General features: G+C 68.2%; 19 protein-coding genes and 1 pseudogene. 11 read left to right on the top strand and 9 right to left on the bottom strand.

The window, feature by feature from the left end:
• Nucleotides 1–89 precede the first annotated feature (89 nt).
• The 3 genes from EJO66_RS21865 to EJO66_RS21855 all read left to right on the top strand — a co-directional run bounded on the left by EJO66_RS21865 (nucleotide 90) and on the right by EJO66_RS21855 (nucleotide 2540).
• Nucleotides 90–917 carry an HDOD domain-containing protein gene (locus tag EJO66_RS21865; protein ID WP_125966076.1) on the top strand — a complete coding sequence of 276 codons (828 nt, stop codon included), beginning with the start codon at nucleotides 90–92 and terminating at the stop codon, nucleotides 915–917.
• A gap of 156 nt (nucleotides 918–1073) precedes the next feature.
• Entirely contained in the window at nucleotides 1074–1685 is a 612-nt protein-coding gene (locus EJO66_RS21860; RefSeq protein ID WP_125966075.1) for a PadR family transcriptional regulator, read from the top strand.
• A 15-nt stretch (nucleotides 1686–1700) separates the two neighbouring features.
• Nucleotides 1701–2540, top strand: a complete 840-nt coding sequence (locus EJO66_RS21855) for a siderophore-interacting protein (protein WP_125966074.1) — start codon at nucleotides 1701–1703, stop codon at nucleotides 2538–2540.
• 126 nt (nucleotides 2541–2666) lie between these two features.
• Here the strand turns inward: EJO66_RS21855 and corA are convergent, their stop codons facing one another.
• Complete coding sequence (gene corA, locus EJO66_RS21850) at nucleotides 2667–3644, bottom strand: magnesium/cobalt transporter CorA (protein ID WP_124955754.1); 978 nt, start codon at nucleotides 3642–3644, stop codon at nucleotides 2667–2669.
• A 36-nt stretch (nucleotides 3645–3680) separates the two neighbouring features.
• Nucleotides 3681–4307, bottom strand: a complete 627-nt coding sequence (locus tag EJO66_RS21845; protein WP_124955756.1) for a hypothetical protein — start codon at nucleotides 4305–4307, stop codon at nucleotides 3681–3683.
• Between the two features lie 168 nt (nucleotides 4308–4475).
• Here EJO66_RS21845 and mutS point away from each other — a divergent pair, with 168 nt between their 5' ends.
• The 4 genes from mutS to EJO66_RS21825 all read left to right on the top strand — a co-directional run bounded on the left by mutS (nucleotide 4476) and on the right by EJO66_RS21825 (nucleotide 9609).
• Nucleotides 4476–7073, top strand: a complete 2598-nt coding sequence (gene mutS, locus EJO66_RS21840; RefSeq protein ID WP_240648661.1) for a DNA mismatch repair protein MutS — start codon at nucleotides 4476–4478, stop codon at nucleotides 7071–7073.
• A gap of 27 nt (nucleotides 7074–7100) precedes the next feature.
• Complete coding sequence (locus tag EJO66_RS21835) at nucleotides 7101–7940, top strand: proteasome-type protease (protein ID WP_012748685.1); 840 nt, start codon at nucleotides 7101–7103, stop codon at nucleotides 7938–7940.
• Between the two features lie 14 nt (nucleotides 7941–7954).
• Complete coding sequence (locus tag EJO66_RS21830) at nucleotides 7955–8764, top strand: alpha/beta fold hydrolase (protein ID WP_206168877.1); 810 nt, start codon at nucleotides 7955–7957, stop codon at nucleotides 8762–8764.
• Nucleotides 8765–8931: 167 nt separating this feature from the next.
• Nucleotides 8932–9609, top strand: a complete 678-nt coding sequence (locus EJO66_RS21825) for a response regulator transcription factor (protein ID WP_124955760.1) — start codon at nucleotides 8932–8934, stop codon at nucleotides 9607–9609.
• Nucleotides 9610–9615: 6 nt separating this feature from the next.
• Here the strand turns inward: EJO66_RS21825 and EJO66_RS21820 are convergent, their stop codons facing one another.
• Nucleotides 9616–11964 carry a cytochrome P450/oxidoreductase gene (locus tag EJO66_RS21820; protein WP_125966072.1) on the bottom strand — a complete coding sequence of 783 codons (2349 nt, stop codon included), beginning with the start codon at nucleotides 11962–11964 and terminating at the stop codon, nucleotides 9616–9618.
• Nucleotides 11965–11987: 23 nt separating this feature from the next.
• Nucleotides 11988–12959, bottom strand: a complete 972-nt coding sequence (locus EJO66_RS21815; protein ID WP_124955764.1) for a Bug family tripartite tricarboxylate transporter substrate binding protein — start codon at nucleotides 12957–12959, stop codon at nucleotides 11988–11990.
• 114 nt (nucleotides 12960–13073) lie between these two features.
• Between EJO66_RS21815 and EJO66_RS21810 the strand changes: the two genes are divergently transcribed.
• Together EJO66_RS21810 and EJO66_RS21805 are read left to right on the top strand one after the other, a co-directional pair.
• Nucleotides 13074–13904, top strand: a complete 831-nt coding sequence (locus EJO66_RS21810) for an IclR family transcriptional regulator (RefSeq protein WP_124955766.1) — start codon at nucleotides 13074–13076, stop codon at nucleotides 13902–13904.
• 44 nt (nucleotides 13905–13948) lie between these two features.
• Nucleotides 13949–14068, top strand: a pseudogene (locus EJO66_RS21805) (LuxR C-terminal-related transcriptional regulator); the annotation flags it as partial.
• A 65-nt stretch (nucleotides 14069–14133) separates the two neighbouring features.
• Here EJO66_RS21805 and EJO66_RS21800 read toward each other — a convergent pair.
• The 4 genes from EJO66_RS21800 to EJO66_RS21785 all read right to left on the bottom strand — a co-directional run bounded on the left by EJO66_RS21800 (nucleotide 14134) and on the right by EJO66_RS21785 (nucleotide 18026).
• A complete protein-coding gene (locus tag EJO66_RS21800) occupies nucleotides 14134–14958 on the bottom strand; it encodes an undecaprenyl-diphosphate phosphatase (protein ID WP_124955767.1) in 825 nt (274 codons plus the stop codon).
• Between the two features lie 80 nt (nucleotides 14959–15038).
• Entirely contained in the window at nucleotides 15039–15695 is a 657-nt protein-coding gene (locus EJO66_RS21795) for an aspartate/glutamate racemase family protein (protein ID WP_125966071.1), read from the bottom strand.
• A 16-nt stretch (nucleotides 15696–15711) separates the two neighbouring features.
• Nucleotides 15712–16626 (bottom strand): transporter substrate-binding domain-containing protein, encoded by a 915-nt coding sequence (locus EJO66_RS21790; protein WP_125966070.1) that lies wholly within the window; start codon nucleotides 16624–16626, stop codon nucleotides 15712–15714.
• Nucleotides 16627–16691: 65 nt separating this feature from the next.
• Nucleotides 16692–18026 carry an aspartate aminotransferase family protein gene (locus EJO66_RS21785; protein ID WP_125966069.1) on the bottom strand — a complete coding sequence of 445 codons (1335 nt, stop codon included), beginning with the start codon at nucleotides 18024–18026 and terminating at the stop codon, nucleotides 16692–16694.
• A 147-nt stretch (nucleotides 18027–18173) separates the two neighbouring features.
• Between EJO66_RS21785 and EJO66_RS21780 the strand changes: the two genes are divergently transcribed.
• Nucleotides 18174–19040, top strand: a complete 867-nt coding sequence (locus EJO66_RS21780; RefSeq protein WP_125966068.1) for a MurR/RpiR family transcriptional regulator — start codon at nucleotides 18174–18176, stop codon at nucleotides 19038–19040.
• 114 nt (nucleotides 19041–19154) lie between these two features.
• Entirely contained in the window at nucleotides 19155–19520 is a 366-nt protein-coding gene (locus EJO66_RS21775; protein WP_124955777.1) for an SPW repeat protein, read from the top strand.
• An 89-nt stretch (nucleotides 19521–19609) separates the two neighbouring features.
• Here EJO66_RS21775 and EJO66_RS21770 read toward each other — a convergent pair whose 3' ends face one another.
• Entirely contained in the window at nucleotides 19610–21118 is a 1509-nt protein-coding gene (locus EJO66_RS21770) for an efflux transporter outer membrane subunit (protein ID WP_125966067.1), read from the bottom strand.
• Between the last annotated feature and the right edge of the window lie 8 nt (nucleotides 21119–21126).

The following is a 21126-nucleotide window of genomic DNA, read 5'->3' as shown; positions in this document are numbered from 1 at the left end:
GGAGCCGGCCCGATTCCGAAGACATCAACATGTAACACTAAGGTTGCAGGACAATCCCGGGCAGCAAAAAACTACAGCCCGAGATCGCCATGACCCTGGACGAACTGTTTACCGACAGCCACTTGCTTCCCACGGTGCCCAAGGTGGTGTTCGATCTCATCGAGCTCCTTCGCAGCGAGGACGCCGCGGTTTCCGTGGTGGCACGCAAGATCGAGCTCGACCAGGTGCTGACGGCCCGCGTGCTGCGCATGGCGAATTCGCCGTACTTCGGGCTGCGCCGCAAGATCCTGTCGATCCAGGACGCGATCCAGCTGCTGGGCTTCTCCTCGATCCGCTCCCTGGTGGTGAGCTCCGGCCTCACGGGCACCTTCCGCAAGGTCGAGGGCGTGCACCTGCCGGCCTTCTGGTCGCACAGCCTGCGCGTGGCCGCCGTGGCCCGCTATCTCGCGGGCAAGACGCGCCGCGTGGACCAGAGCCTGGCCTTCACCGTCGGCAGCATGCACGCCATCGGACACCTGATCATGGCCGGCGCCATGAAGCAGCCGATGGCCGAACTCAACGCCGTGCATCCCTTCGATCGCATGGGGCGGCTCGAGGTGGAGCGGCAGAAGTTCGGCTTCCACTATGGCGAGGTCGGCGCCCGGCTGGCCGCCCGCTGGGAATTCGCGCCCGAGTTCGTCAGCGCCCTTTCCTCCTTCGCCAACCCAATGGAGGCCGAGCAGGTCGACCCGCTCGCCAGCGTGCTGCACCTGGCGGTCTGGCGCGTCGCCCTGGAACGCGAAGGGCTGCGCATCGGCGATGCGCAACATGTCTGGCCAGCCCAGCCGGCGGACGCGATCGGCCTCTCCGAGGACGTGATGCAGGACATGCCAGCGCCGCGCGAGCTCGCGTCCGACCTGGAATCGATGATCGCCTGATCACCGGACGGGCGCCGCCCGACCGCTTGCCCGGGCCTCGGCCCAATCCACCTTGCCCGCCCCCTTGGATGCGCTGCAGTGATGCGGCAGGCAGAGCTGTTTGACTTTTTTAGATATATCGAAAATAATTTCGATATACATCTAGAGGACATCGACATGCGGCATTTCCACTTCGGCCACCACCACCATCACCACTGCCATTCCCCGCGCGGCGAGCACGAAGACGGCCTTTCGGGCGGCCACGGCCGCCACGGCGGCGAAGAGCGCATGCATGGCGGAGGCCGCGGCGGACGCGGCGGCGCACGGGTGTTCGGCCATGGCGGCCTGCGCTTCGTGCTGCTGCAGCTCATCGCCGACAAGCCTGCCCACGGCTACGAGCTCATCAAGGCCATCGAAGACCGCCTGGGCGGCAGCTATGCGCCGAGCCCTGGTGTGGTCTACCCCACCCTCACGCTGCTCGAGGAGATGGGCTACCTGAGCGTGGAAACGGCCGACACCGGCGGACGCAAGCGCTACAGCATCACCGCGAGCGGCCGGGAGTTCCTGGCGGCCAACCGCGACACGGCCGATGCCATGATGGCCCGCATGAACGGCGGCGTCGACGGCGCCGGTCCGCGCGGCGGGCGCCCGCCGCAGGTCACGCGCGCCATCGAGAACCTCAAGCTCGCGATGCGCATGCGCCTCTCGGGCGCCCCCCTCACCGAACAACAAGCCCACGATTTCGCCGCGGTGCTCGACAGCGCCGCTCAACAGTTAGAGCGCATCTGAACTTCTTCCTTTGAAATGACCGACTTCACAACCACTTCCGCTTCCACCACACCCGAGCGCACGCCGCGCCGCGTGCGCCACGAGCTTCGATTTCGCCAGCTCACGGTCAAGGCCGTGCAGCGCGTGACGCCGCACCTGATCCGCATCACGCTCACGGGCGACGACCTCGCGGGCTTCACGAGCCCGGGCTTCGACGACCACGCAAAGATCTTTTTCCCCGACGCGGCGACCGGCCAGCTCACGCTGCCGGCCATGGGACCCGACGGCCCGGTGTGGCCCGCGAGCGGCCGGCCCACCATGCGCGACTACACGCCGCGCCGCCATGACGCCAGCGCCAACACGCTGGAGCTCGACTTCGCACTGCACGACGCCGGCCCTGCCACGCAATGGGCCGAGCAGGCCAGGCCCGGCGACGTGCTCGGCGTGGGCGGCCCGCGCGGCTCGTTCATCGTGCCGACGGCGTTCGACTGGCACCTGCTGATCGGCGACGACACCGCCCTGCCCGCCATTGCGCGGCGCCTGGCCGAGTTGCCGGCCGGTGCACAGGTGGTGGTTCTGGCCGAGGTCGACAGCGAAGCCGACCAGGTTCCGTTCGAGACGCAGGCGCAGCTCACCTTGAAATGGGTCCACCGCAACGGCGTCGAACCGGGCCTGAGCCCGGTGCTGCTCGATGCACTCAAGGCCACGGAGTTGCCGCCCGGCGACTTCCACGCCTGGGTGGGTTGCGAATCGGCGATTGCGAAGGCCTTGCGCGCGCACCTCGTTGGCGAGCGCGGCGCCAACCCCAAGTGGATTCGCGCCTCCGGCTACTGGCGGCGCGGCGCAGCGGCCACGCACGATACGCACGACGAGTGACTTGCTCCTTCCCCCTCCGGGGGAAGGTTGGGATGGGGGCTCTTGGCGTATCGCAAGTTGACTGCACCCGATACGCCGCCAGCCCCCACCCCTGCCCCCCCCGGAAGGGGCGGGAGAAAGAAAAACTCAGAGCCAGCCCGCGCGCCTGAACCGGTAATAGAGATAGCTGCAGGTGGCCGCGATCAGCACCAGCGCCACCGCATACCCATAGCGGAATTTCAACTCCGGCATGTGCTCGAAGTTCATGCCCCAGATGCCCGCGAACGCGGTGCACACCGCAAAGATGCTGGCCCAGGCCGCCAGCCGCTTGGTCACTTCGCTCTCCTCGATGGTGACCATCGAGAGGTTCACCGAAATGGCCGTGCCGATGGTGTCGCGCATGGCGTCGATCGAGCCGTTGATGCGGACCAGGTGGTCGGCCACGTCGCGAAAATACTCCTGCGAGCTCACGCAGATCTGCGGCACCCGCCCGCCGTGCAGCTTGCCCGCGGCCTCGACCAGCGGCGCGACGGCGCGCTTGAGGATCATGCTGCGCCGCTTCAGGTCGTACAACTGCTTGATCTTGTCGCGCGCCGCGCCGCCCTGCGTGAAGATCTGCTGCTCGATGGATTCGAGCTCCACCTCGAGCGCATCGATGACCGGAAAGTAGCGGTCCACCACCGCATCCATCAGCGCATACAGCACGAAGCCCGCGCCGTTGCGCAGCAGCTCGGGCTCGCGCTCGCAGCGCTCGCGCACGCCCAGGAAGCCCTGCTGGCTGCGGTTGCGCACAGAGAGCACGTAGTTCTTGCCGACGAACACGTCGACCTCGCCCACGTTCATGCAGTGCTCGCCCTCGGCGGAGGGCTCGACCAGGTGCATCACGACGAAGAGCGAATCACCGTACTCCTCGACCTTGGGCCGCTGGTGGCCGTGCTGGGCGTCTTCCACCGCGAGCGGATGCAGGTTGAACTCGTCCTGCATCTGGGCCAGCTCCTGCGGCGTGGCGTCGCTCAGCGCCACCCAGACGAAGCAGCCGGGCCGGGAGATGTACTCGCTGATGTCCTCGACCGGAATGTCGGCGAGCTTGGCGCCGTTTTCGTAGGCCACGCAGTTGATCAGCATCGGTGCTCGTCGCTGGTTGGTCTTGAAGGAAGCGGGTCAGGCCACCGCATCCGGATTGGAAGCCGCGGCCAGCTGGCCGGTGGCCGCCAGCGCGGCCTCGATGGCCTGTGTCTCGCTCCTGAGCAGGGCGAGCCCCTGTTCGGCGAGTGCAGCGTGGCTTGCCACGTCGGCCCACAGGCTCGCTGCGGCTTCGGCGCATGTCAATGACGTGAAGCGGATGCGGCCCTTCGCCAAGTCGGCGAAGCGTTTCTCGCGCAGGGGGTCCGCCCGGTTCCAGGCGCCGCCGATGAGCACGCGGCGGCCACGTTTGACGCGGGGTTCGCGCTCGGCAAAGAAAGGCAGCTTGGCGGACACCCAGCCCGGCAACCCGGAGTCCAGCGCGGTGTCGAAGGCAGTGGGCGCGGTATGCGACTTGGCAAAGTCGCGCAAGATGCCGAGCTTGTAGAGCACCGCGTCTTTCGGACCGGCTGCTGCGCCGCTTTCCACGGGCTTGATGATGGAGGCGCCGTTGCCTGCCCGCCCATCGGGCCGCTTCGATTTGCGCAGGTCCGCGAGCTGGGCCGGCGACATGCAGAGATACAGCGCGGCGAGTTCTGCGGGCAAGGTGACGGTGTCGGGCAGCGCGTCCGCTTCGGGGCCTTTGAATTCATCCGGGTGGACCATGGGCACCTTGTTTCTTCACGCGGGGTTCGCGCCGGCGGATTTTAAAGCGGCAGGTGCGCATTGCCGGTCAGCCGGAATGGCCGGCCGCCGTCCCCGATAATCGTCCGAGTGAAAACGACGACTGCGCAACCCTCCCCCTCCACCAGCGACTTCTCCGGGCATACGCCCATGATGGCGCAGTACCTGGGCCTCAAGGCGAACCATCCGGACACCCTGCTGTTCTACCGGATGGGCGATTTCTACGAGCTGTTCTGGGCCGATGCCGAGAAGGCCGCGCGCCTGCTCGACATCACGCTCACCCAGCGCGGCCAGTCGGCCGGCCAGCCGGTGGTGATGTGCGGTGTGCCCTTCCATGCGGTCGACACCTACCTTGCACGGCTCATCAAGCTGGGCGAATCGGTGGCCATCTGCGAGCAGGTGGGCGAAGTCGGCGCCAGCAAGGGCCCGGTCGAGCGCAAGGTGGTGCGGGTGGTCACGCCCGGCACGCTGACCGATTCGGAACTGCTCAACGACAAGAGCGAATCGCTGCTGCTCGCGGTGCATGCGGGCACGCGCAACTTCTGCGGCCTGGCCTGGCTCAGCGTGACCGGCGCCGAACTGCGGCTGGCCGAATGCCCGGCCGACGCGCTCGAAGCCTGGATCGCGCGCATCGCGCCGAGCGAGCTGCTCTACAGCGCCGAGGTGACGCCGGCCTTCGAGCAGCGCCTGAAGGCCGCGCGCGCGGCCACGCCTTTCACGCTCTCGATCCGGCCCGCGTGGCAGTTCGACGGTGGCCTGGGCGAACGCAAGCTCAGCGAGCAGATGGGCAGCAACAGCCTTGCGGCCTGGAACGCCGAATCGCTCGCCAATGCGCATGCCGCCGCGGCCGCGCTGCTGGGCTATGCCGAGCACACGCAGGGCCGCGCGCTCTCGCACGTGCAGCGCCTGTCGGTGGAGCGCGACGGCGATCTGGTCGAGCTGCCGCCCACCACGCGCCGCAACCTCGAACTGGTGCAGACATTGCGCGGCGAGGATTCGCCCACGCTGTTCTCGCTGCTCGACACCTGCATGACGGGCATGGGCAGCCGGCTGCTCAAGCGCTGGCTGCTGTCGCCGCGGCGCGACCGCAGCGAGGCGCAGGCCCGGCTCGAAGCCATTGCCGCGCTCCAGTCCACGGTGCTGGGTGGCACGGCCGCGCCCTGGCGCACCTTGCGCGAACAGCTGAAGAACACCAGCGACGTGGAACGCATCGCGGCGCGCATCGCGCTCAGGCAGGTGCGTCCGCGCGAACTGCTGGCGCTGCGCCTCGCGCTCGCGAAGTCCGAGCAGCTGGCACCGGCGCTTCCGGCGTCCGGCGAGCTGCTGGGCCGCATCATCGAACGGCTCGCGCCGCCGCCGGGCTGCGCCGACCTGCTGGCGAGCGCGATCAAGCCCGACCCGTCGGCGCTGGTGCGCGACGGCGGCGTGATCGCCACCGGCCACGACGCCGAGCTCGACGAGCTGCGCGCCATCAGCGAGAACTGCGACGACTTCCTGCTGAAGCTCGAAGTCAGCGAGCGGGAGCGCACCGGCATCAGCAACCTGCGGGTGCAGTTCAACCGCGTGCACGGCTTCTACATCGAGGTGACGCAAAGCGCGCTCTCCAAGGTGCCCGACAATTACCGCCGCCGCCAGACGCTGAAGAACGCCGAGCGCTTCATCACGCCCGAGCTCAAGGCCTTCGAGGACAAGGCGCTGAGCGCGCAGGACCGGGCCCTCGCCCGCGAGAAGTGGCTCTACGAGCAATTGCTCGACGCACTGCAGCCCTCGGTACCCGCGCTCACGCAGTTGGCCGGCGCCATTGCCACGCTCGATGCGCTGTGCGCACTGGCCGAGCGCTCGCACACGCTGCACTGGCGCGCGCCGAGCTTCGTCTCGCATCCCTGCATCGAGATCCAGCAGGGCCGCCATCCGGTGGTGGAGGCGCGGCTGGCCGAGAAATCCTCGGGCGGCTTCATCGCCAACGACACGCAGCTCGGGCCGCAGCAGCGCATGCAGGTCATCACCGGCCCCAACATGGGCGGCAAGTCGACCTACATGCGGCAGGTGGCGATCATCGTGCTCTTGGCGTCCATCGGCTCGCACGTGCCGGCGGCGGCCTGCCGGCTCGGGCCGATCGACGCCATCCACACCCGCATCGGCGCCGCCGACGACCTGGCCAACGCGCAGTCGACCTTCATGCTCGAGATGACCGAGGCCGCGCAGATCCTGCACAGCGCCACCGCCCAGTCGCTGGTGCTGATGGACGAGATCGGCCGCGGCACCAGCACCTTCGACGGCCTGGCGCTGGCCGCGGGCATCGCGGCCCAGCTGCACGACCGCAGCAAGGCCTTCACCCTCTTTGCCACCCACTACTTCGAGCTGACCGAATTCCCGGCCACGCACCACTGCGCCGTGAACATGCACGTGAGCGCCACCGAGGCGGGCCGCGACATCGTGTTCCTGCACGAAATGCAGCCCGGCCCGGCCAGCAAGAGCTACGGCATCCAGGTGGCGCGGCTCGCCGGCATGCCGGCCGCGGTGGTCAACCATGCGCGGCAGGCGCTCGAGGCGCTGGAATCGCAGCACGCCCAGACGCGCGCGCAGGTCGACCTGTTCGCCCCGCCCCCGGCGGCCGAAACGCCTATGGCCAGCGCCGTAGAATCCGCCCTGGCCGCGCTCGATCCCGATGCGATGACGCCACGGGAGGCGCTCGACGCGCTCTATGCCTTACAAAAACTGAACACGCGCGAACGCAGCGCCGCGTAGCGGGCATCCTTCGTGCGAGATGAAAAAATGACTTATTGCGTAGGCATCAAACTCAACGCCGGCCTGGTGTTTCTCTCCGACTCGCGCACCAACGCGGGCGTGGACCACATCAGCACCTTCCGCAAGATGATCGTCTACGAGCAGCCGGGCGACCGCGTCATGGTGCTGCTGTCCTCGGGCAACCTGAGCATCTCGCAGTCGGTGCGCGAGATCCTGCAGATCGAGGAACTGCGCGAAACGCGCGAAGACGGCTCGCAGGGCGACCCCATCACCATCTGGAACGCCAAGAGCATGTTCGACGCCGCGCGCGTGCTCGGCTCGGCCGTGCGCCACGTGTACGACCGCGACGCCGAAGCGCTCAAGCATGCGGGGCTGGACTTCAACGTGTCCTTCATCTTCGGCGGCCAGGTCAAGGGCGAAGGCATGCGCCTGTTCCTGGTCTATGCGGCCGGCAACTTCATCGAGGCCACCACCGAGACGCCCTACTTCCAGGTGGGCGAATCGAAGTACGGCAAGCCGGTGCTCGACCGCGTGCTCACGCCCGAGACCCCGCTGGACGAAGCCGCCAAGTGCGCGCTGGTGTCGATGGACTCGACCATGAAGTCGAACCTCTCGGTGGGCCTGCCGCTCGACCTGGTGGTGTACGAGGCCAACAAGCTCGAGACCGACCGCGTGATCTGCATCGATGCCGACAACCCCTACTACCGCATGATGCACAACAGCTGGGGCCAGAAGCTGCGCGAGGTGTTCGACAGCATCGAGGACCCGGTGTGGGACGACTCCGCCACCGAGCATCCGCTGAAGATGCCGGCCACGCGGCACAGCCCGCTGCGCAAGATCTCGACGCCCGACGAAAAGCTGATCTGAAGCCGACCGCGGCCATGCCGATGCCTCCCGTCGTGTTCTCGCACGGCAACAGCTTTCCCGCGAGCACCTACCGCGTCGTCCTGGACAGCCTGCGCAGCCGCGGCTTCGAGGTCGACGCCATCGAGAAATTCGGGCACGACCCGAAGTACCCTGTCACCGACAACTGGCCGCACCTGGTGCAGCAGCTGGCCGACTTCGCGCAACGGCACGCCGACCGCGCCGGCGGCCCGGTGTTCCTGGTCGGCCATTCGCTTGGCGGAATCCTGAGCCTGATGTGCGCGGCGCTGCATCCGGCGCTCGCTTGCGGCGTGGTGCTGCTCGACTCGCCGGTCCTCAGCGGCTGGCGCGCGAACACGCTCAATGTCGTCAAGCGCACACCGCTCATGAAGAGCATTTCGCCCGGCGCCATCAGCCGGAAACGCCGCAACAGCTGGGCGCACCGCGAAGCGGTGTTCGAGCATTTCCGCAGCAAGAAGGCCTTTTCCAGGTGGGACGAGCAGGTGCTGCACGACTACATCGACCACGGCACCAGCGACCGCGACGACACGCGCGAGTTGAGCTTCGACCGCGACGTGGAAACGGCCATCTACAACACCTTGCCCCATAACCTCGGTGCCCTGCTGCGCCGCCATCCGCTCAAGTGCAAGGTCGCATTCATCGGCGGGCGCCAGTCGGTGGAGATGAGGCAGGTGGGCATGGCAATGACCGAGCAGGTCACCAAGGGGCGCATCGCCATGCTTGACGGCACGCACCTGTTTCCCATGGAAAAGCCGCTGGCCACCGCTGCGGCGGTCGAAGCGGCACTGCGCAACCTGATGGGCTGATCGAACAGGAATATTGGGTGCCGGCGCGGGCTTGCGCAGCCCTCCGTGCAAGGCCCTGTTCAAGGCATGGGCAAACCGGGGAACATAAATGTGAATTCCGGCAACATTCGCGCAAAATAAGTCGAAACGTCCCATTTTCTCGGCCACAGCCTCAGAATGCCGCCCAAATGTTCTCTTCGGAAGCCGTCGAAACCGTTTCGCTGAACTCGGTGCTCGTGGTCGAAAACGACACGGCGATGCAGGAACGTCTGCGCTACATCCTGCCCACGCTCGGATGCGACGAGCCGCAGATCACCTGGGCCGACGACGTCGAGATGACCATGCAGCTGCTGGAGAAGCCGAACTTCGGCGTGGTGCTGGTGGACATCGGCTTGCCTGGCGACGGCGCGGTCGAGCTCGTCGAGTGGCTGCAGGCCCACCATCCGCAGGTGCCGGCCGTGGCCATTTCCGCCTCCCGCAGCGAGGAAGCCATTTTTTCCGCGCTTCGCGCCGGCGCGGTGGCCTATCTCCTGAAGGAGCGCGACGACCTCGAACTCAGCATCGGCCTGCGCAGCATCGAGCAGGGCGGCGCCACCATCGACCCGGCCATTGCGCGGCGCGTGCTTGCATGGCACGCGGGGCATGCGGCCGATGCGGGGTCGATGCCCGACGCGGCGTTGACGACGCAGGAGCGCAAGACGCTCGAACTCGTGGTGCAGGGGCTCGAGCACCGAGACGTCGCCCAAGCGCTGGCCATGCCCCGGCTGGCGGTGGAATGCCGCATCAAGGGCATCTACAGAAAGCTCGCACTCGGCTCGCGCGCAGAGACGGCGCACATGGCCGGCGGGCACGCCTTGCTGCGCTGACCCACCCTAGAGCTCGAGCACCAGCCGGCCTTCGCAAGCGCGCGAACAGCAGGCCATCATCTTGTTGTGGGCCTCGCGTTCCGGGCGCGTCAGCACCACGTCGCGGTGATCGACCTTGCCGGACAACACCCGCACTTCGCACGAGCCGCACAGGCCCTCCTCGCAATCGCTCTGCACGTCGACGTTGGCTGCGCGCAGCGCCGACAGCAAGGTCTGGTCGGGCGGCACGGTGACGACGAGGCCCGAATCCTTCAGCTCCACCTCGAAGGCCTGCTCCTTCGCCGGATCGAGCGTGGCGAGCGTCGATTCGAAATGCTCGACGCGCAAGGCACCCTCGGGCCAGGCGGCGCAGCAGTCTTCGAGCGCCTGGAGCATGCGCAGCGGGCCGCAGGCATAGACCTGCGCACCGGCCACCGGCTCGGCAAGCAGCGCGTGCAGGTCGCAGCGCCGCCCTTCGTCGCTCGCATGGACCTGCAGCCGCTCGCCGTGCAGCGCCGCGAGCTCGTCCAGAAAGGCCATGCGCGCGCGGTTTTGGCCGCTGTAGTGCAGCTCGTAGTCCATGCCGATCGCCTTCGCGCGGCGCGCCATCGCGCTCACGGGCGTGATGCCGATGCCGCCCGCGATGAAGATCGCCTTCGCAAGCGACTCGTCGAGCCGGAAGTGGTTGCGCGGCCCGCGGATGCGCAGCCGGTCGCCGGCCTTCACCTGCCTGTGCACCCAGGCCGAGCCGCCGCGGCCTTCGGGCTCGTGCAGCACCGCGATCTCGAGCACGCCGGCTTCGTCGGGGTCGCCGCACAGCGAATACTGGCGGGACAGCCCGGGCGAGCCGCATTCCACGTCGATGTGCGAACCCGCGGTCCAGCGCGGCAGCGGCTTGCCATCGGGCGACACCAGGCGCAGCTTCACGATGCCCTCGGCCACCGGCGTCACGCGCTCCACCACCACGGGCCGCGCGATCGCGTGCCGCGAGGGCTCGCCGATGCGCACCGGCACCTGCACCTCGCGCAGCGCAGGGTTCTTGCGTTCCGGATTGGCCGCAGGGTCCCACTCGACCCACAGGTGCTCGGGCCCGCGGAACGAGGTGTTCGGCACATAGCTGAAGCGCTGCGGCGAGAGCCGCATGTGGGGCAGCCGCCGCGTGAACTCCTCCAGGAATATCTGCATCTCCATGCGCGCGAGGTTCTTGCCCATGCACTGGTGCGAGCCATAACCGAAGGTCAGGTGGTCGCTGGCGTTGTCGCGGCGGATGTCGAACAAGTCGGCATCGGAAAAATGCGCTTCGTCATGGTTGGCCGACGAGGTGACGATCAAGAGCCGCGAGCCGGCCGGCAGGTCGACGCCGCCCACCTGCGTGTCCCTGGTGACGAGGCGCCGCCAGGCGGCCACCGAGCCGTTGTGCCGCAGGCACTCTTCCACCGCGTTGGGAATGAGGCCCGGGTCTTCGCACAGTTCCTGCCACACCTGCGGATGCTGCAGCAGCAGCTTCACCGCATTGGCGGTGGCGTTGGCGGTGGTCTCGTGCGCGGCCACGATGCCGGCCATCATCATCGAGTGCAGGTACGAATCGGTCACCACCTCGGGGTGCAGCTTCTGCTTGCGGATGCCGTACTGCATCCAGCCGGGTGCGTCGGGGTCCTGGCGCATCTTCTCGAGCACCTTGCCGGCGTACTGCCAGAAATTGCCGACCGCATGCGCCACGGCCACCTGTTCCTCGGGCTTGGGCCGGCCCCAGGTGTTGACGGTGTGCGCGATAGAGTACTTGCGAAGCGTGTCCATGTCTTCCTCGGGCACGCCGAGGAAGTGCAGCGCCACGGTCAGCGGAATTTCCCACAGCATCTGGTCGACCAGGTCCGCCCGGCCGTCGTCGATGAAGCGGTCGACATAGCTGCGCGCCAGCTCGCGCACCATCGGCTCGTGGTGCTTGAGCGCCTCGGGCGTGAACGGGTCCATCAGCACGCGGCGGCGCGGCATGTGGGCGGGCTCGTCCTCGTTGACCAGCGTGCGGTTCAGCGCGAAGCCGTACGAGGCGAGCACCGCGTTGGCCTCGTCGCCGGTGGGCGTGATCTTCTCGAGTGCGTTGGAGGGGCTGAAGGTGATGTTGTCGCGGAACACCGCCTTGATGTCGTCGTAGCGCGTGACCACCCAGTAGCCGAGCTTCGGGCTGTAGAAGATCGGTTCCTTCTCGCGCGCCCAGCGCACGTACTCGGGCGGGTCCTGCTGGTAGCCGTCCTCGAAGGGATCGAACTCGGCCGCGCGCTGGCTCACCGGGCAGCCGGTGGGCGTGCGCTCGGACGACAGCGGCCCGTGCGCGACGGGGCAGCCGGTGGTGCGGGCGGGCGTGGCGGTATCGGACATGGCGTGCTCCAGGAACGGCGGGGTCAATCCAGCGTGATCTTCAGATCGCGGATCAGCTTGTGCCAGCGCACGGTCTCGCTCTTGAGCAGCGCGGCGTACTGCGCGGGCGTGTTGGCCACGGGCTCCACGCCGAAGTCGATCATGCGCGTGCGCACCGAGGGCTCATTGATCGCCGCCACCAGCTGGCGGTTGAGCGTGTTCACCGCCTCGGCCGGCGTGGCCGAGGGCACCACCACGCCGACCAGCGCGGCGGCCTCGACGTTCTTGTAGCCGAGCTCGGCAAAGGTGGGCACGTCGGGCAGCTGCGGCAGACGGGTCGGGTTGGCCACGGCCAGCGCGCGCACCTTGCCGCCCTTGATGAAGCCCGCGCCCGCGGCCAGATCGACCATCATCGCGGGCAGCTGGCCGCCGACCACGTCGGCGAGCGCGGGTGCCGCGCCGCGGTACGGCACGTGCACCATGAAGAGCCCCGCCTCCACCTTGAGCAGTTCCATCGCGAGGTGATGCGGGCTGCCCGCGCCCGCCGAGGCGTAGCTCAGGTCGCCCGGCTTCGCCTTGGCCTTGGCGATGAAATCCCTGGCCGAGGCGATACCGGAATTGGCACCGACCACGAGGATCATCGGGAACTTGCCCATCAGCGTGACGGGCGTGAGGTCCTTGGTCGGGTTGTAGCTCAGCGACTTGTAGAGCGCCGGGTTGAACACCAGCGTGCCGTTGTCGGCCGACAGCACCGTGTAGCCGTCGGCCGGCGCGCGTGCCGTCTCGGCCGCGGCCAGCGCGGTGTTGCCACCGGGCTTGTTGTCGACCAGCACCGGCTGGCCCACCTGCGTCGAGAGCGTCTGCGCGACCGTGCGCGCGAGAAAGTCGGAGCCGCCGCCTGCCGCATAGGGAACGATCCAGCGGATGGGCTTGGCGGGATAGGTCTGCGCGCCGGCGCTTGCAGCGGCGACGACGAGGGAAAGCGCTGCGATGCAGCGAAGGAAATGCTTCTTCATGGGGTCTGTCCCGGTTTTTTGTTCCGTATTGCGTAAGTATCATACGCATTGCGTAATCATTCCCTCAGGTCTAACCCTGGCAGCCGAGCGCCCTGCACTTAACATCCCGCCCACATGACCAAAGCACCGGAAGCCTCCCCCGCCCCTGCCGCCGCCGCGGCGCGCGAACGGCGCCAGCGCGTCCAGTCGGCCGAAACCGGCATGGCGGTGCTCAAGGGCCTTGCCCATCTGGGCGGCCGCAGCAGCCTCACCGCGCTCGCGGCGCACGTGGGAGAAAGCCCGGCCAAGGTGCACCGCTACCTTGCCAGCCTGATGGAGGAAGGGCTGGTGCTGCAGGACGCCGTCTCGCAGCACTACTACCTGGGCACGGAAGCCATCCAGATCGGCCTGGCCGCCATGCGCCAGGCCGACCCGATCCGCGCGGCCGAGCCCTGTCTGATCCGGCTGCGCGAATCGCTGGAAGTGACCTGCTTCGTCGCGGTGATGGGCAACAAGGGGCCGACCATCGTGCGCTTCGAAGAACCCGGCCTGCCGGTCACGGTGAACGTGCGCGCCGGCTCGGTGATGTCGATGCTGTGGTCGGCCACCGGCCGCGCCTTCCTCGGCCTGCTCGACGAGTCGCGGGTGCTCGCGCTGGCCGAGCAGGAACTCGCCGAGGCCACGCCGGACATGCGCGCCACGCTCGATTCCACCGACCCGATCGGCCGGCTGCGGCGCGAGGTGCAGCAGGCGCGCTGCGCGAGCGTGCGCGACACCTACCTGCGCGGCATCAGCGCCGTGGCGGCGCCGGTGTACGACTATGCGGGGCGCGTGTGCGCGGTGCTGACCGCACTCGGGGCCACGGGCGGCTTCGATCCCGCGATCGACGGCCCGGTGGCGCTCGCGGTGCGGCGCGAAGCGGGTGCGGCGAGCGCCCTGCTCGGCCACACCGGCCTCACCACCTGACCCGCAGCCCCAGCGACGCCTGCACCGAGGCGCGCACGCGGCTGTCGCTGTCGACCTCCAAGCTGACAGTGGAATGCCACACCAAGAACATCTACCGCAAGCTGGCCGTCAACTCGCGCACCGAGACGGTGTTCCAGGGGCGGCGGCACGGCTTGCTGCGCTGATCGCGGCGAGCCTGCTGCTGTTCGTCCTGCTGCCGAGCGCCGGCGCTGCGGCGCGGACTTTCCGCTTACTCGGCCCAGACCACCGCACCCGTCCACGCGGTCGCCAGCACCACGATGCCGAAGGCGATGCGGTACCAGGCAAAGGGAATGAAGTCGTGCGTGCTGATGTACTTCAGCAGCCAGCGCACGCAGAGCCAGGCGCTGATGAAGGAGAACACCAGCCCCACCGAGAACAGCGGAATGTCGGCCACCGACAGCAGCGCGCGTTCCTTGTAGAGGCTGTAGGCGCCGGCGCCGATCAGCGTCGGAATGGCCAGGAAGAACGAAAAGTCCGTGGCCGCCTGGCGCGACAGGCCGAGCAGCATGCCGCCGATGATGGTCGAGCCGCTGCGGCTGGTGCCCGGAATCATCGCGAAGCACTGCACCAGGCCGACCTTGAGGGCGTCCCACATCGTCATGTCGTCGACATGCTCGATGCGAATCGAACCCGGCGGCCGCTTCTCGGCCCACAGGATGATGAAGCCGCCGATGATGAAGGTGCTGGCCACCACCACGGGGGTGAAGAGATGCTCCTTGATCACCTTGCCGAATATCAGCCCCAGCACCACGGCGGGAAGGAAGCCGAGCACCACGTTGATGGCCAGGCGCCTCGCCTTGGGCTGCCTCGGCAGCGCCACCACGGTGGAGTGGATCTTCTGCCAATACACCAGGATCACCGCGAAGATCGCTCCGGTCTGGATGGCAATGTCGAACACCTTGGCCTTGGCGTCGTCGAAGCCGAGCAACGAGCCCGCAAGAATCAGATGCCCGGTCGACGAGATCGGCAGAAACTCTGTCAGCCCCTCGACGATGCCCATGACGGCGGCCTTCACCAGCAAAACGATGTCCACGCTTACTCCTTTAAAGAGCGCCAATTATGGCGAGGCATCGAGTCAGGCCAGGTTCAGCTGGCCCCTGGCATTCGCGGGCTTTATCGCGCAGCCCGGTCCGTGCGCAGCCGCAGGGCCCGCACCGCGCTGTCGACGGTGGTGAGAACCGGCAGGCCGCTGGCCGCTTCGCAGGCGGCTCGTGCGCGCGCCATGCTGAACTGCGCGAGCGCAATGCGCGTGCAACCGCGCTCGCGCAGCGCCACCGCCTGGGCGGCAATCAAAGCGTCGTGCCGCTGCGTATCGCCGGCGTTCAGCGCGTCGAGTGCGCCTTCGGCCAGAGCGGCTTCGAGTGCGATGCCGGGGGGAAACTCGGGCGGCATCGACGCCAGCGTGGCCGCAAAGGTGGCGATGAGCCCGAGGCGGCCCTGCTGCCCTTGCGCGGCCTCGGCCACCATCGCCTCGTTGGGCTTGAGCACCGGAATGCCCGCATGCCGCCGCGCCACGGCCTCGATGCACGGCCCGAAGGCCGAGCAGGTGAAGAGGATGCCCTGGGCACCGGTGTCGACCGCGTACTGCGCGAGCCGCCGAAAGCGCTCGTGCATGGCGGCGTCGAGCCCTTTGCCGCCGCGCGCCAGGTCGGCCGAGAGGCTGTCGTCCAGCAGGTTCATGCGCACGGCCTCGGGCCAGTCGCGCTCGAAGGCGGCGTTGATGGGCGCGACCGAGTGCGAGAGCGCGTGGATCAGTGCGATGCGGGTCATGCGGGAACGATGATGGTCAGATGCCCTTGGACGACGGGTTGGCAAAGGCCTCCTTCGTCTCGGCGTTGAGCGGATAGTTGATGTTGATGCCCTTGGGCGGAATCGGCGACATGAACCACTTGTTGTAGAGCTTTTCCATCTCGCCCGACTTCATCATGCCCGACACCACGCGGTCCACCAGCGCCTTGAAGGCCGGATCGTCCTTGCGAAGCATGAGCGACTGGTTCTCGGTGCGCAGGCTCTCGCCGGTGATGATGAAGTCCTTCGGACTGCGCGCATTCGCGATCTGGCCGGCCAGCAGGATGTCGTCGAGCACGAAAGCCTGCGCACGGCCGCTTTCCACCAGCAGGAAGGAATCGCTGTGGTCCTTGCCGCCCAGGTTGTTCACCTCGAGGTTGCGGCCCTTGTCGGCCTCGCGCAGCAGGCGGAACGAGGTGGTGCCCGTGGTAGTGACCACCGTCTTGCCCTGCAGGTCGGCAATGCTCCGGATGCCCGAATCGGCCTTCACCAGCATGCGCACGTTGTAGCGGAAGATGTCGGGCGAGAACGCCACCTGCTTCTGGCGCTCGACCAGGTTGGTGGTGGAGCCGCACTCGATGTCCACGGTGCCGTTCTGCACCAGCGGAATGCGGTTGGCCGAGGTCACGGCCTGGTACTTGACCTCGACGGCCGGCAGCTTGAGTTCGGTCTTCACCGCCTCGACGATCCGGTTGCAGATCTCGATGCTGTAGCCCACCGGCTTCAGGTTGCCGTCGAGGTAGGAGAAGCCGAACGACGACTCGCGGTAGCCGAAGGTGATGGCGCCGCTCGCCTTGATCTTGGCGAGCGTGTCGTTCTCCTGGGCCTGCGCAGCCACGTGCGGCAACAGGGCGGCGAAGGCCGCCGCGAGAGCGGCAGCAGCGAAGGGAATCGGCAGACGAAGCTTGGGCATGGAAGCGCTCCTCGGAACGGCGGTTGAAGAAAAAAACAGGCGAAAGAAAACTGGCAACGAAGCGGTCAGCGCGCGGCGGCGCGTGTCACCGTATCGATCGAGGCAGCGAGGCGGGCAGCGATTTCCTGCAGTTCCTGCCGCGTGGCAATGAAGGGCGGCGCGAGCAGCACGTGGTCGCCCTGCCGGCCGTCGACCGTGCCGCCGAAGGGGTAGCACAGCAGGCCGCGCGACATCGCGTCTTTCTTGATGAGCGCGTGGAGCTTCAGCGCCGGATCGAACGGCGCCTTGCTCGCCCGATCGGCCACCAGTTCGATGCCCCAGAAGAAGCCGCGGCCGCGGATGTCGCCGACATGGGCGTGGCCGCCGAGCGCCTCGGCCAGCATGGCGCCAAAGGCCGCGCCGTCTTCGCGCACCTTGGCGACCAGGCCGTCGCGCCGGATCACCTGCTGCACCGCGAGCGCCGCCGCGCAGGCCATCGGATGGCCGAGGTAGGTGTGGCCATGCTGGAAGAAGCCGCTGCCCTTCGACATGGCCTCGACGATCCTGCGCTGCGCCAGCACCGCGCCGATCGGCTGGTAGCCGCCGCCCAGGCCCTTGGCAACGGTGACCAGGTCGGGCACCACGCCCTCCTGCTCGCAAGCGTGCAGCGAACCCGTGCGGCCCATGCCGCACATCACCTCGTCGAGGATCAGCAGCACGCCGTACTTGTCGCACACCGCGCGCACCGCCTTGAAGTAGCCCGGCACGGGCGTGAGCACGCCGGCCGTGGCGCCGCCCACCGTTTCGGCCACGAAGGCGATCACACGGTCGGCCCCCTGCGCGACGATGGCCGCCTCGAGCTCTGCCGCCAGACGCAGGCCGTACTGCTCGGCGCTTTCATCGCCGCGCTGCTCGCGGTACGGATAGCACGGCGCCACATGGGTGGCCGGCACCAGGATGGGCGCGAAGGGCTCGCGCCGCCATGCGTTGCCGCCCACGGCCAGCGCGCCCAGCGTGTTGCCGTGGTAGCTCTGGCGGCGCGCGATGAAGTGCGTGCGCTGCGGCTGGCCGGTCTCGACGAAATACTGCCGCGCCATTTTGAGCGCCGCCTCCACCGCCTCGGAACCGCCGCTCACCAGGTACACATGGCTCATGCCCTTGGGCGCGGAAGCAACCAGCTCGTCGGCCAGCTGCTCGGCCACTTCGCTGGTGAAGAAGCTGGTGTGCGCATACGCCAGCCGGTCGAGCTGCGCATGCATGGCGGCCAGCACCTCGGGGTGCGCGTGGCCGAGCGAAGACACGGCCGCGCCGCCCGAGGCATCGAGGTATTCGCGCCCTTCGGCGTCGCGGATGAACATGCCCCTGGAGCCGGCGGCAACCGGCGGGGTGTGGCGAAGGTGGCGGTGGAAGACGTGCGTCATGGCGGTCGGACGGCGGTGAATGGCGGATGCGGGTTTGGAACTAACGTTTCCAGTGGATTATTGTTTGGAACATTTGTTCCGTCAACTGTTCCAGCGTTCCATGTCCGGTACATTCGTTCCAACGACCGCCAGAAGAGAGACCCCGCCATGGGCGCCAGAGACCAGATCCGCCAGCGTTTCAACGAACTGAGCCCCGCGCTGCAGCAGGTGGCGCGCTATGTGCTCGACCATCCCAACGAGGTGGTGACCGCGTCGATGCGCAACGTGGGCACGCGCGCGCAGAGCACGCCCGCCACGCTGGTGCGCTTTGCGCAGCACCTGGGCTATGCGGGCTGGCCGCAGCTGAAGGAAGCCTTTGCCGGCGACATGGGCCTGGCCAGCGAAAGCTACGGCGGGCGTGCCAAGCAGCTGATCGGCCGCGCGCAGGACCGCAGCCTCACGGCCGAGATGTTCGAGGTGCAGCGCCGCAACCTGGAGGCCACGCACCAGCAGAGCGAGCAGGCGCTGCAAAAGGCCTGCGCACTGATCGAGAAGGCGCCAGCGGTGCATGCGGCGGGTTTCAGGGCCTGCTTTCCGATCGCGTTCTCGTTCGTCTACGTCTACCGGCTCTTCCGCGCCAGCGTGCACCTGGTCGACGGCCAGGGCGGCTCGCTCGAAATGCAGCAGCGCGCCTTCGCCAAGGGCGACGCGCTGGTGGTGGCCAGCTTCATTCCCTACTCGCGCGAGGCGCTGCAGGTGGCCGAGGCGGCCCGGGCGGCCGGCTGCCGCATCGTGGCCATCACCGACAGCGTGGCCTCGCCGCTGTCGCTGCTGGCGGACGAAACGCTGCTCTTCACGATCAACAGCCCCTCGTTCTTTCCCTCGGTGGCGGCCGGCGTGGCCGTGACCGAAGCACTGGTCGAGCTGCTCGCGAGCCGCGCGGGCAAGCCGGTGATCCGGCGCATCGACCAGGCCGAGGCGCAGCTGTTCGAGTCGGGCGCCTATCTGGTGGCGCCGGTGGCGCGCGGAGGCTAGGCGCAGAAGGGATCGGGCCTGATCTCATGCTGCAGTGCCGCATCGCGGAACCCCGCTGGATCGGCGCGGTCCAACCGCTGTCGCGGTTTTGTGTCGCGACAGGAGGTAATGAGCATGAAGCAAGTGAAGCATTGGCAAGATCCGGTCAACGTCGCCCTGGGCGCGTGGCTGATCATCTCGCCTTGGGTCCTGGGCTTCCAGGGCGTCACAGCCGCGATGTGGTGCGCAGTGGCGACGGGTGTCCTGCTGGGCGCCGTGGCGCTGGGGGCGACCCTGGTGCCGCGTGCATGGGAAGAGTGGACCGAAGGCGCGCTCGCCATCTGGCTGGCCGTGTCACCCTGGGTGCTCGGCTTTGCCACGGTCGAGAACGCGATGGTCAACGCAGTGCTCGTGGCTGCGGCCATCCTGGTGCTCGCGCTGTGGGTGCTGGTCACCGACAAGGACTACCTGGGCGGAAGGATGGATCGCCACGCCCACTGAGCACACAGGCGACCGCATCGTGAGGAGCGGCCCCGCACGCCTGGCGCAGCGGGGTTGAGGGGGACGGGCAGCCGCCCTCCCCCCGGCAGCTACTTCACTCCGCTCTGCGGAGAAGGGGCAGCCTGCGCCGCCGAAGGCGCGGACGACAAGGTCTCGCCCGCCCAGCCGGCGTGCCAGCCGCCGCCCAGGGCCTGGATCAGCGCCACCGCGGCGGTCTGGCGATTCACCTGCAGCTGCACCAGCGTGCGCCGCGCGCCGAGGGCGGCGGCCTGTGCCGTGACGACCTCGGTGTAGCTCACCTGGGCCGCGCGATAGCGGTTGAGCAGTTGCTGCTCGGTCTTGTCGGCCGCAGCCGAGGCCTCGCGCCGCAGGCCCTCCTGCTGCGCCAGCGCGGCGCCGGCTGTGAGCTGGTCTTCCACGGCCTGGAAGGCGGTGAGCACGGTCTGGCGATAGCGCGCCACGCTGGCTTCGTGGGCCGCCTTGGCAGAGTCGACGGTCGCGCCGATGGCGCCCGCGTCGAACACCACCTGCGCCACCGACAGGCCGAGCGCCCACAGCGTATTGGATGCGTTGAACAGGTCTTTCACCCGGCTCGCGCTGCTGCCCACCGAGGCACTGAGCCCGAAGTTGGGGAAGTACGCCGAACGCGCAATGCCGATCTGTGCGTTGGCTGCGGCCACCGCCCGCTCGGCCGCCGCGATGTCCGGGCGGCGCTGCAGCAGCGTGGAAGGCACGCCCGTTGGAATGCCCGGCACCGTGGGCGTCCACTGCGCCGCGGGCAGGCTGAAGTCGGCCGGCGCCACGCCCACCAGCATCGCAATGGCATGCTCCAGCGTGGCCCGAGTGCGCTGCAGGCCCACGCGTTCGGCCTGTGCGTTCACGAGCTGGGTCTGCGCCTGAAGCACGTCGGTCTGGGCCGCAATGCCGGCCCTGTAGCGGTTGCTCGTGATCTCGAAGGCGCGCTGGTAGCCCTCGATGGTCTGGTCGAGCAGCGCGATCTCGGCATCGGCCTCGCGCAGCGAAAAGTAGTTGGTGGCCAGATCGCCGACGGCCGACAGGCGCGCCGACGCCAGGTCCGCCTCGCTGGCCTGCGCATTGGCCTGCGCGCTGCTCACCGCCTGCCGCAGGCGCCCCCACACGTCGGGCGCCCAGTCGACGCCAAGCGTCGCTGAAAACGCATTGGCCGCATTGCTGGTGCCGCCGATGTTGCCGCTGCGCCGGCCGCTGCCGTCGAGCGATACCGTGGGAAACAGCGCGGCGCGCTCGCCCCGCACCAGCGCCTGGGCCTGCGCGTAGTTGGCCACGGCCGCGGCGATGTTCTGGTTCGACACCTGCACGCGGGCGGCCAGCTCGTCGAGCGTGGCGTCGCCGAAAAGCTTCCACCATTCGCCGCGGTCGAGCGCATCGGCCGGCGCGGCGGGCAGCCAGCCTTCGGCGGTCTTCTGCTCCTTCCAGCCGGCGGGCAGGGCGGCGCTGGGCACCTGGTAGGCGGGACCCACGGCGCAACCGGCCAGCAGGGCCGCCAACACCAGGGCGGACAGCCTGCCGGGCAGATGCGAAAGGATGCGTTGTCGGTGTGTCATGGCAGCTTCGTTCATTCTTCTGT

Source organism: Variovorax beijingensis (assembly GCF_003951285.1).
Lineage (GTDB): Bacteria > Pseudomonadota > Gammaproteobacteria > Burkholderiales > Burkholderiaceae_C > Variovorax > Variovorax beijingensis.
This window is presented reverse-complemented; position numbering and strand designations above follow the sequence as displayed.

Bases quoted from the DNA above. Each gene is read 5' to 3' on its own strand.
- EJO66_RS21865 (WP_125966076.1), top strand. From the start codon at position 90: ATGACCCTGGACGAACTGTTTACCGACAGCCACTTGCTTCCCACGGTG.
- EJO66_RS21860 (WP_125966075.1), top strand. From the start codon at position 1,074: ATGCGGCATTTCCACTTCGGCCACCACCACCATCACCACTGCCATTCC.
- EJO66_RS21855 (WP_125966074.1), top strand. From the start codon at position 1,701: ATGACCGACTTCACAACCACTTCCGCTTCCACCACACCCGAGCGCACG.
- corA (WP_124955754.1), bottom strand. From the start codon at position 3,644: ATGCTGATCAACTGCGTGGCCTACGAAAACGGCGCCAAGCTCGCCGAC.
- EJO66_RS21845 (WP_124955756.1), bottom strand. From the start codon at position 4,307: ATGGTCCACCCGGATGAATTCAAAGGCCCCGAAGCGGACGCGCTGCCC.
- mutS (WP_240648661.1), top strand. From the start codon at position 4,476: ATGATGGCGCAGTACCTGGGCCTCAAGGCGAACCATCCGGACACCCTG.
- EJO66_RS21835 (WP_012748685.1), top strand. From the start codon at position 7,101: ATGACTTATTGCGTAGGCATCAAACTCAACGCCGGCCTGGTGTTTCTC.
- EJO66_RS21830 (WP_206168877.1), top strand. From the start codon at position 7,955: ATGCCGATGCCTCCCGTCGTGTTCTCGCACGGCAACAGCTTTCCCGCG.
- EJO66_RS21825 (WP_124955760.1), top strand. From the start codon at position 8,932: ATGTTCTCTTCGGAAGCCGTCGAAACCGTTTCGCTGAACTCGGTGCTC.
- EJO66_RS21820 (WP_125966072.1), bottom strand. From the start codon at position 11,964: ATGTCCGATACCGCCACGCCCGCCCGCACCACCGGCTGCCCCGTCGCG.
- EJO66_RS21815 (WP_124955764.1), bottom strand. From the start codon at position 12,959: ATGAAGAAGCATTTCCTTCGCTGCATCGCAGCGCTTTCCCTCGTCGTC.
- EJO66_RS21810 (WP_124955766.1), top strand. From the start codon at position 13,074: ATGACCAAAGCACCGGAAGCCTCCCCCGCCCCTGCCGCCGCCGCGGCG.
- EJO66_RS21795 (WP_125966071.1), bottom strand. From the start codon at position 15,695: ATGACCCGCATCGCACTGATCCACGCGCTCTCGCACTCGGTCGCGCCC.
- EJO66_RS21790 (WP_125966070.1), bottom strand. From the start codon at position 16,626: ATGCCCAAGCTTCGTCTGCCGATTCCCTTCGCTGCTGCCGCTCTCGCG.
- EJO66_RS21785 (WP_125966069.1), bottom strand. From the start codon at position 18,026: ATGACGCACGTCTTCCACCGCCACCTTCGCCACACCCCGCCGGTTGCC.
- EJO66_RS21780 (WP_125966068.1), top strand. From the start codon at position 18,174: ATGGGCGCCAGAGACCAGATCCGCCAGCGTTTCAACGAACTGAGCCCC.
- EJO66_RS21775 (WP_124955777.1), top strand. From the start codon at position 19,155: ATGAAGCAAGTGAAGCATTGGCAAGATCCGGTCAACGTCGCCCTGGGC.
- EJO66_RS21770 (WP_125966067.1), bottom strand. From the start codon at position 21,118: ATGAACGAAGCTGCCATGACACACCGACAACGCATCCTTTCGCATCTG.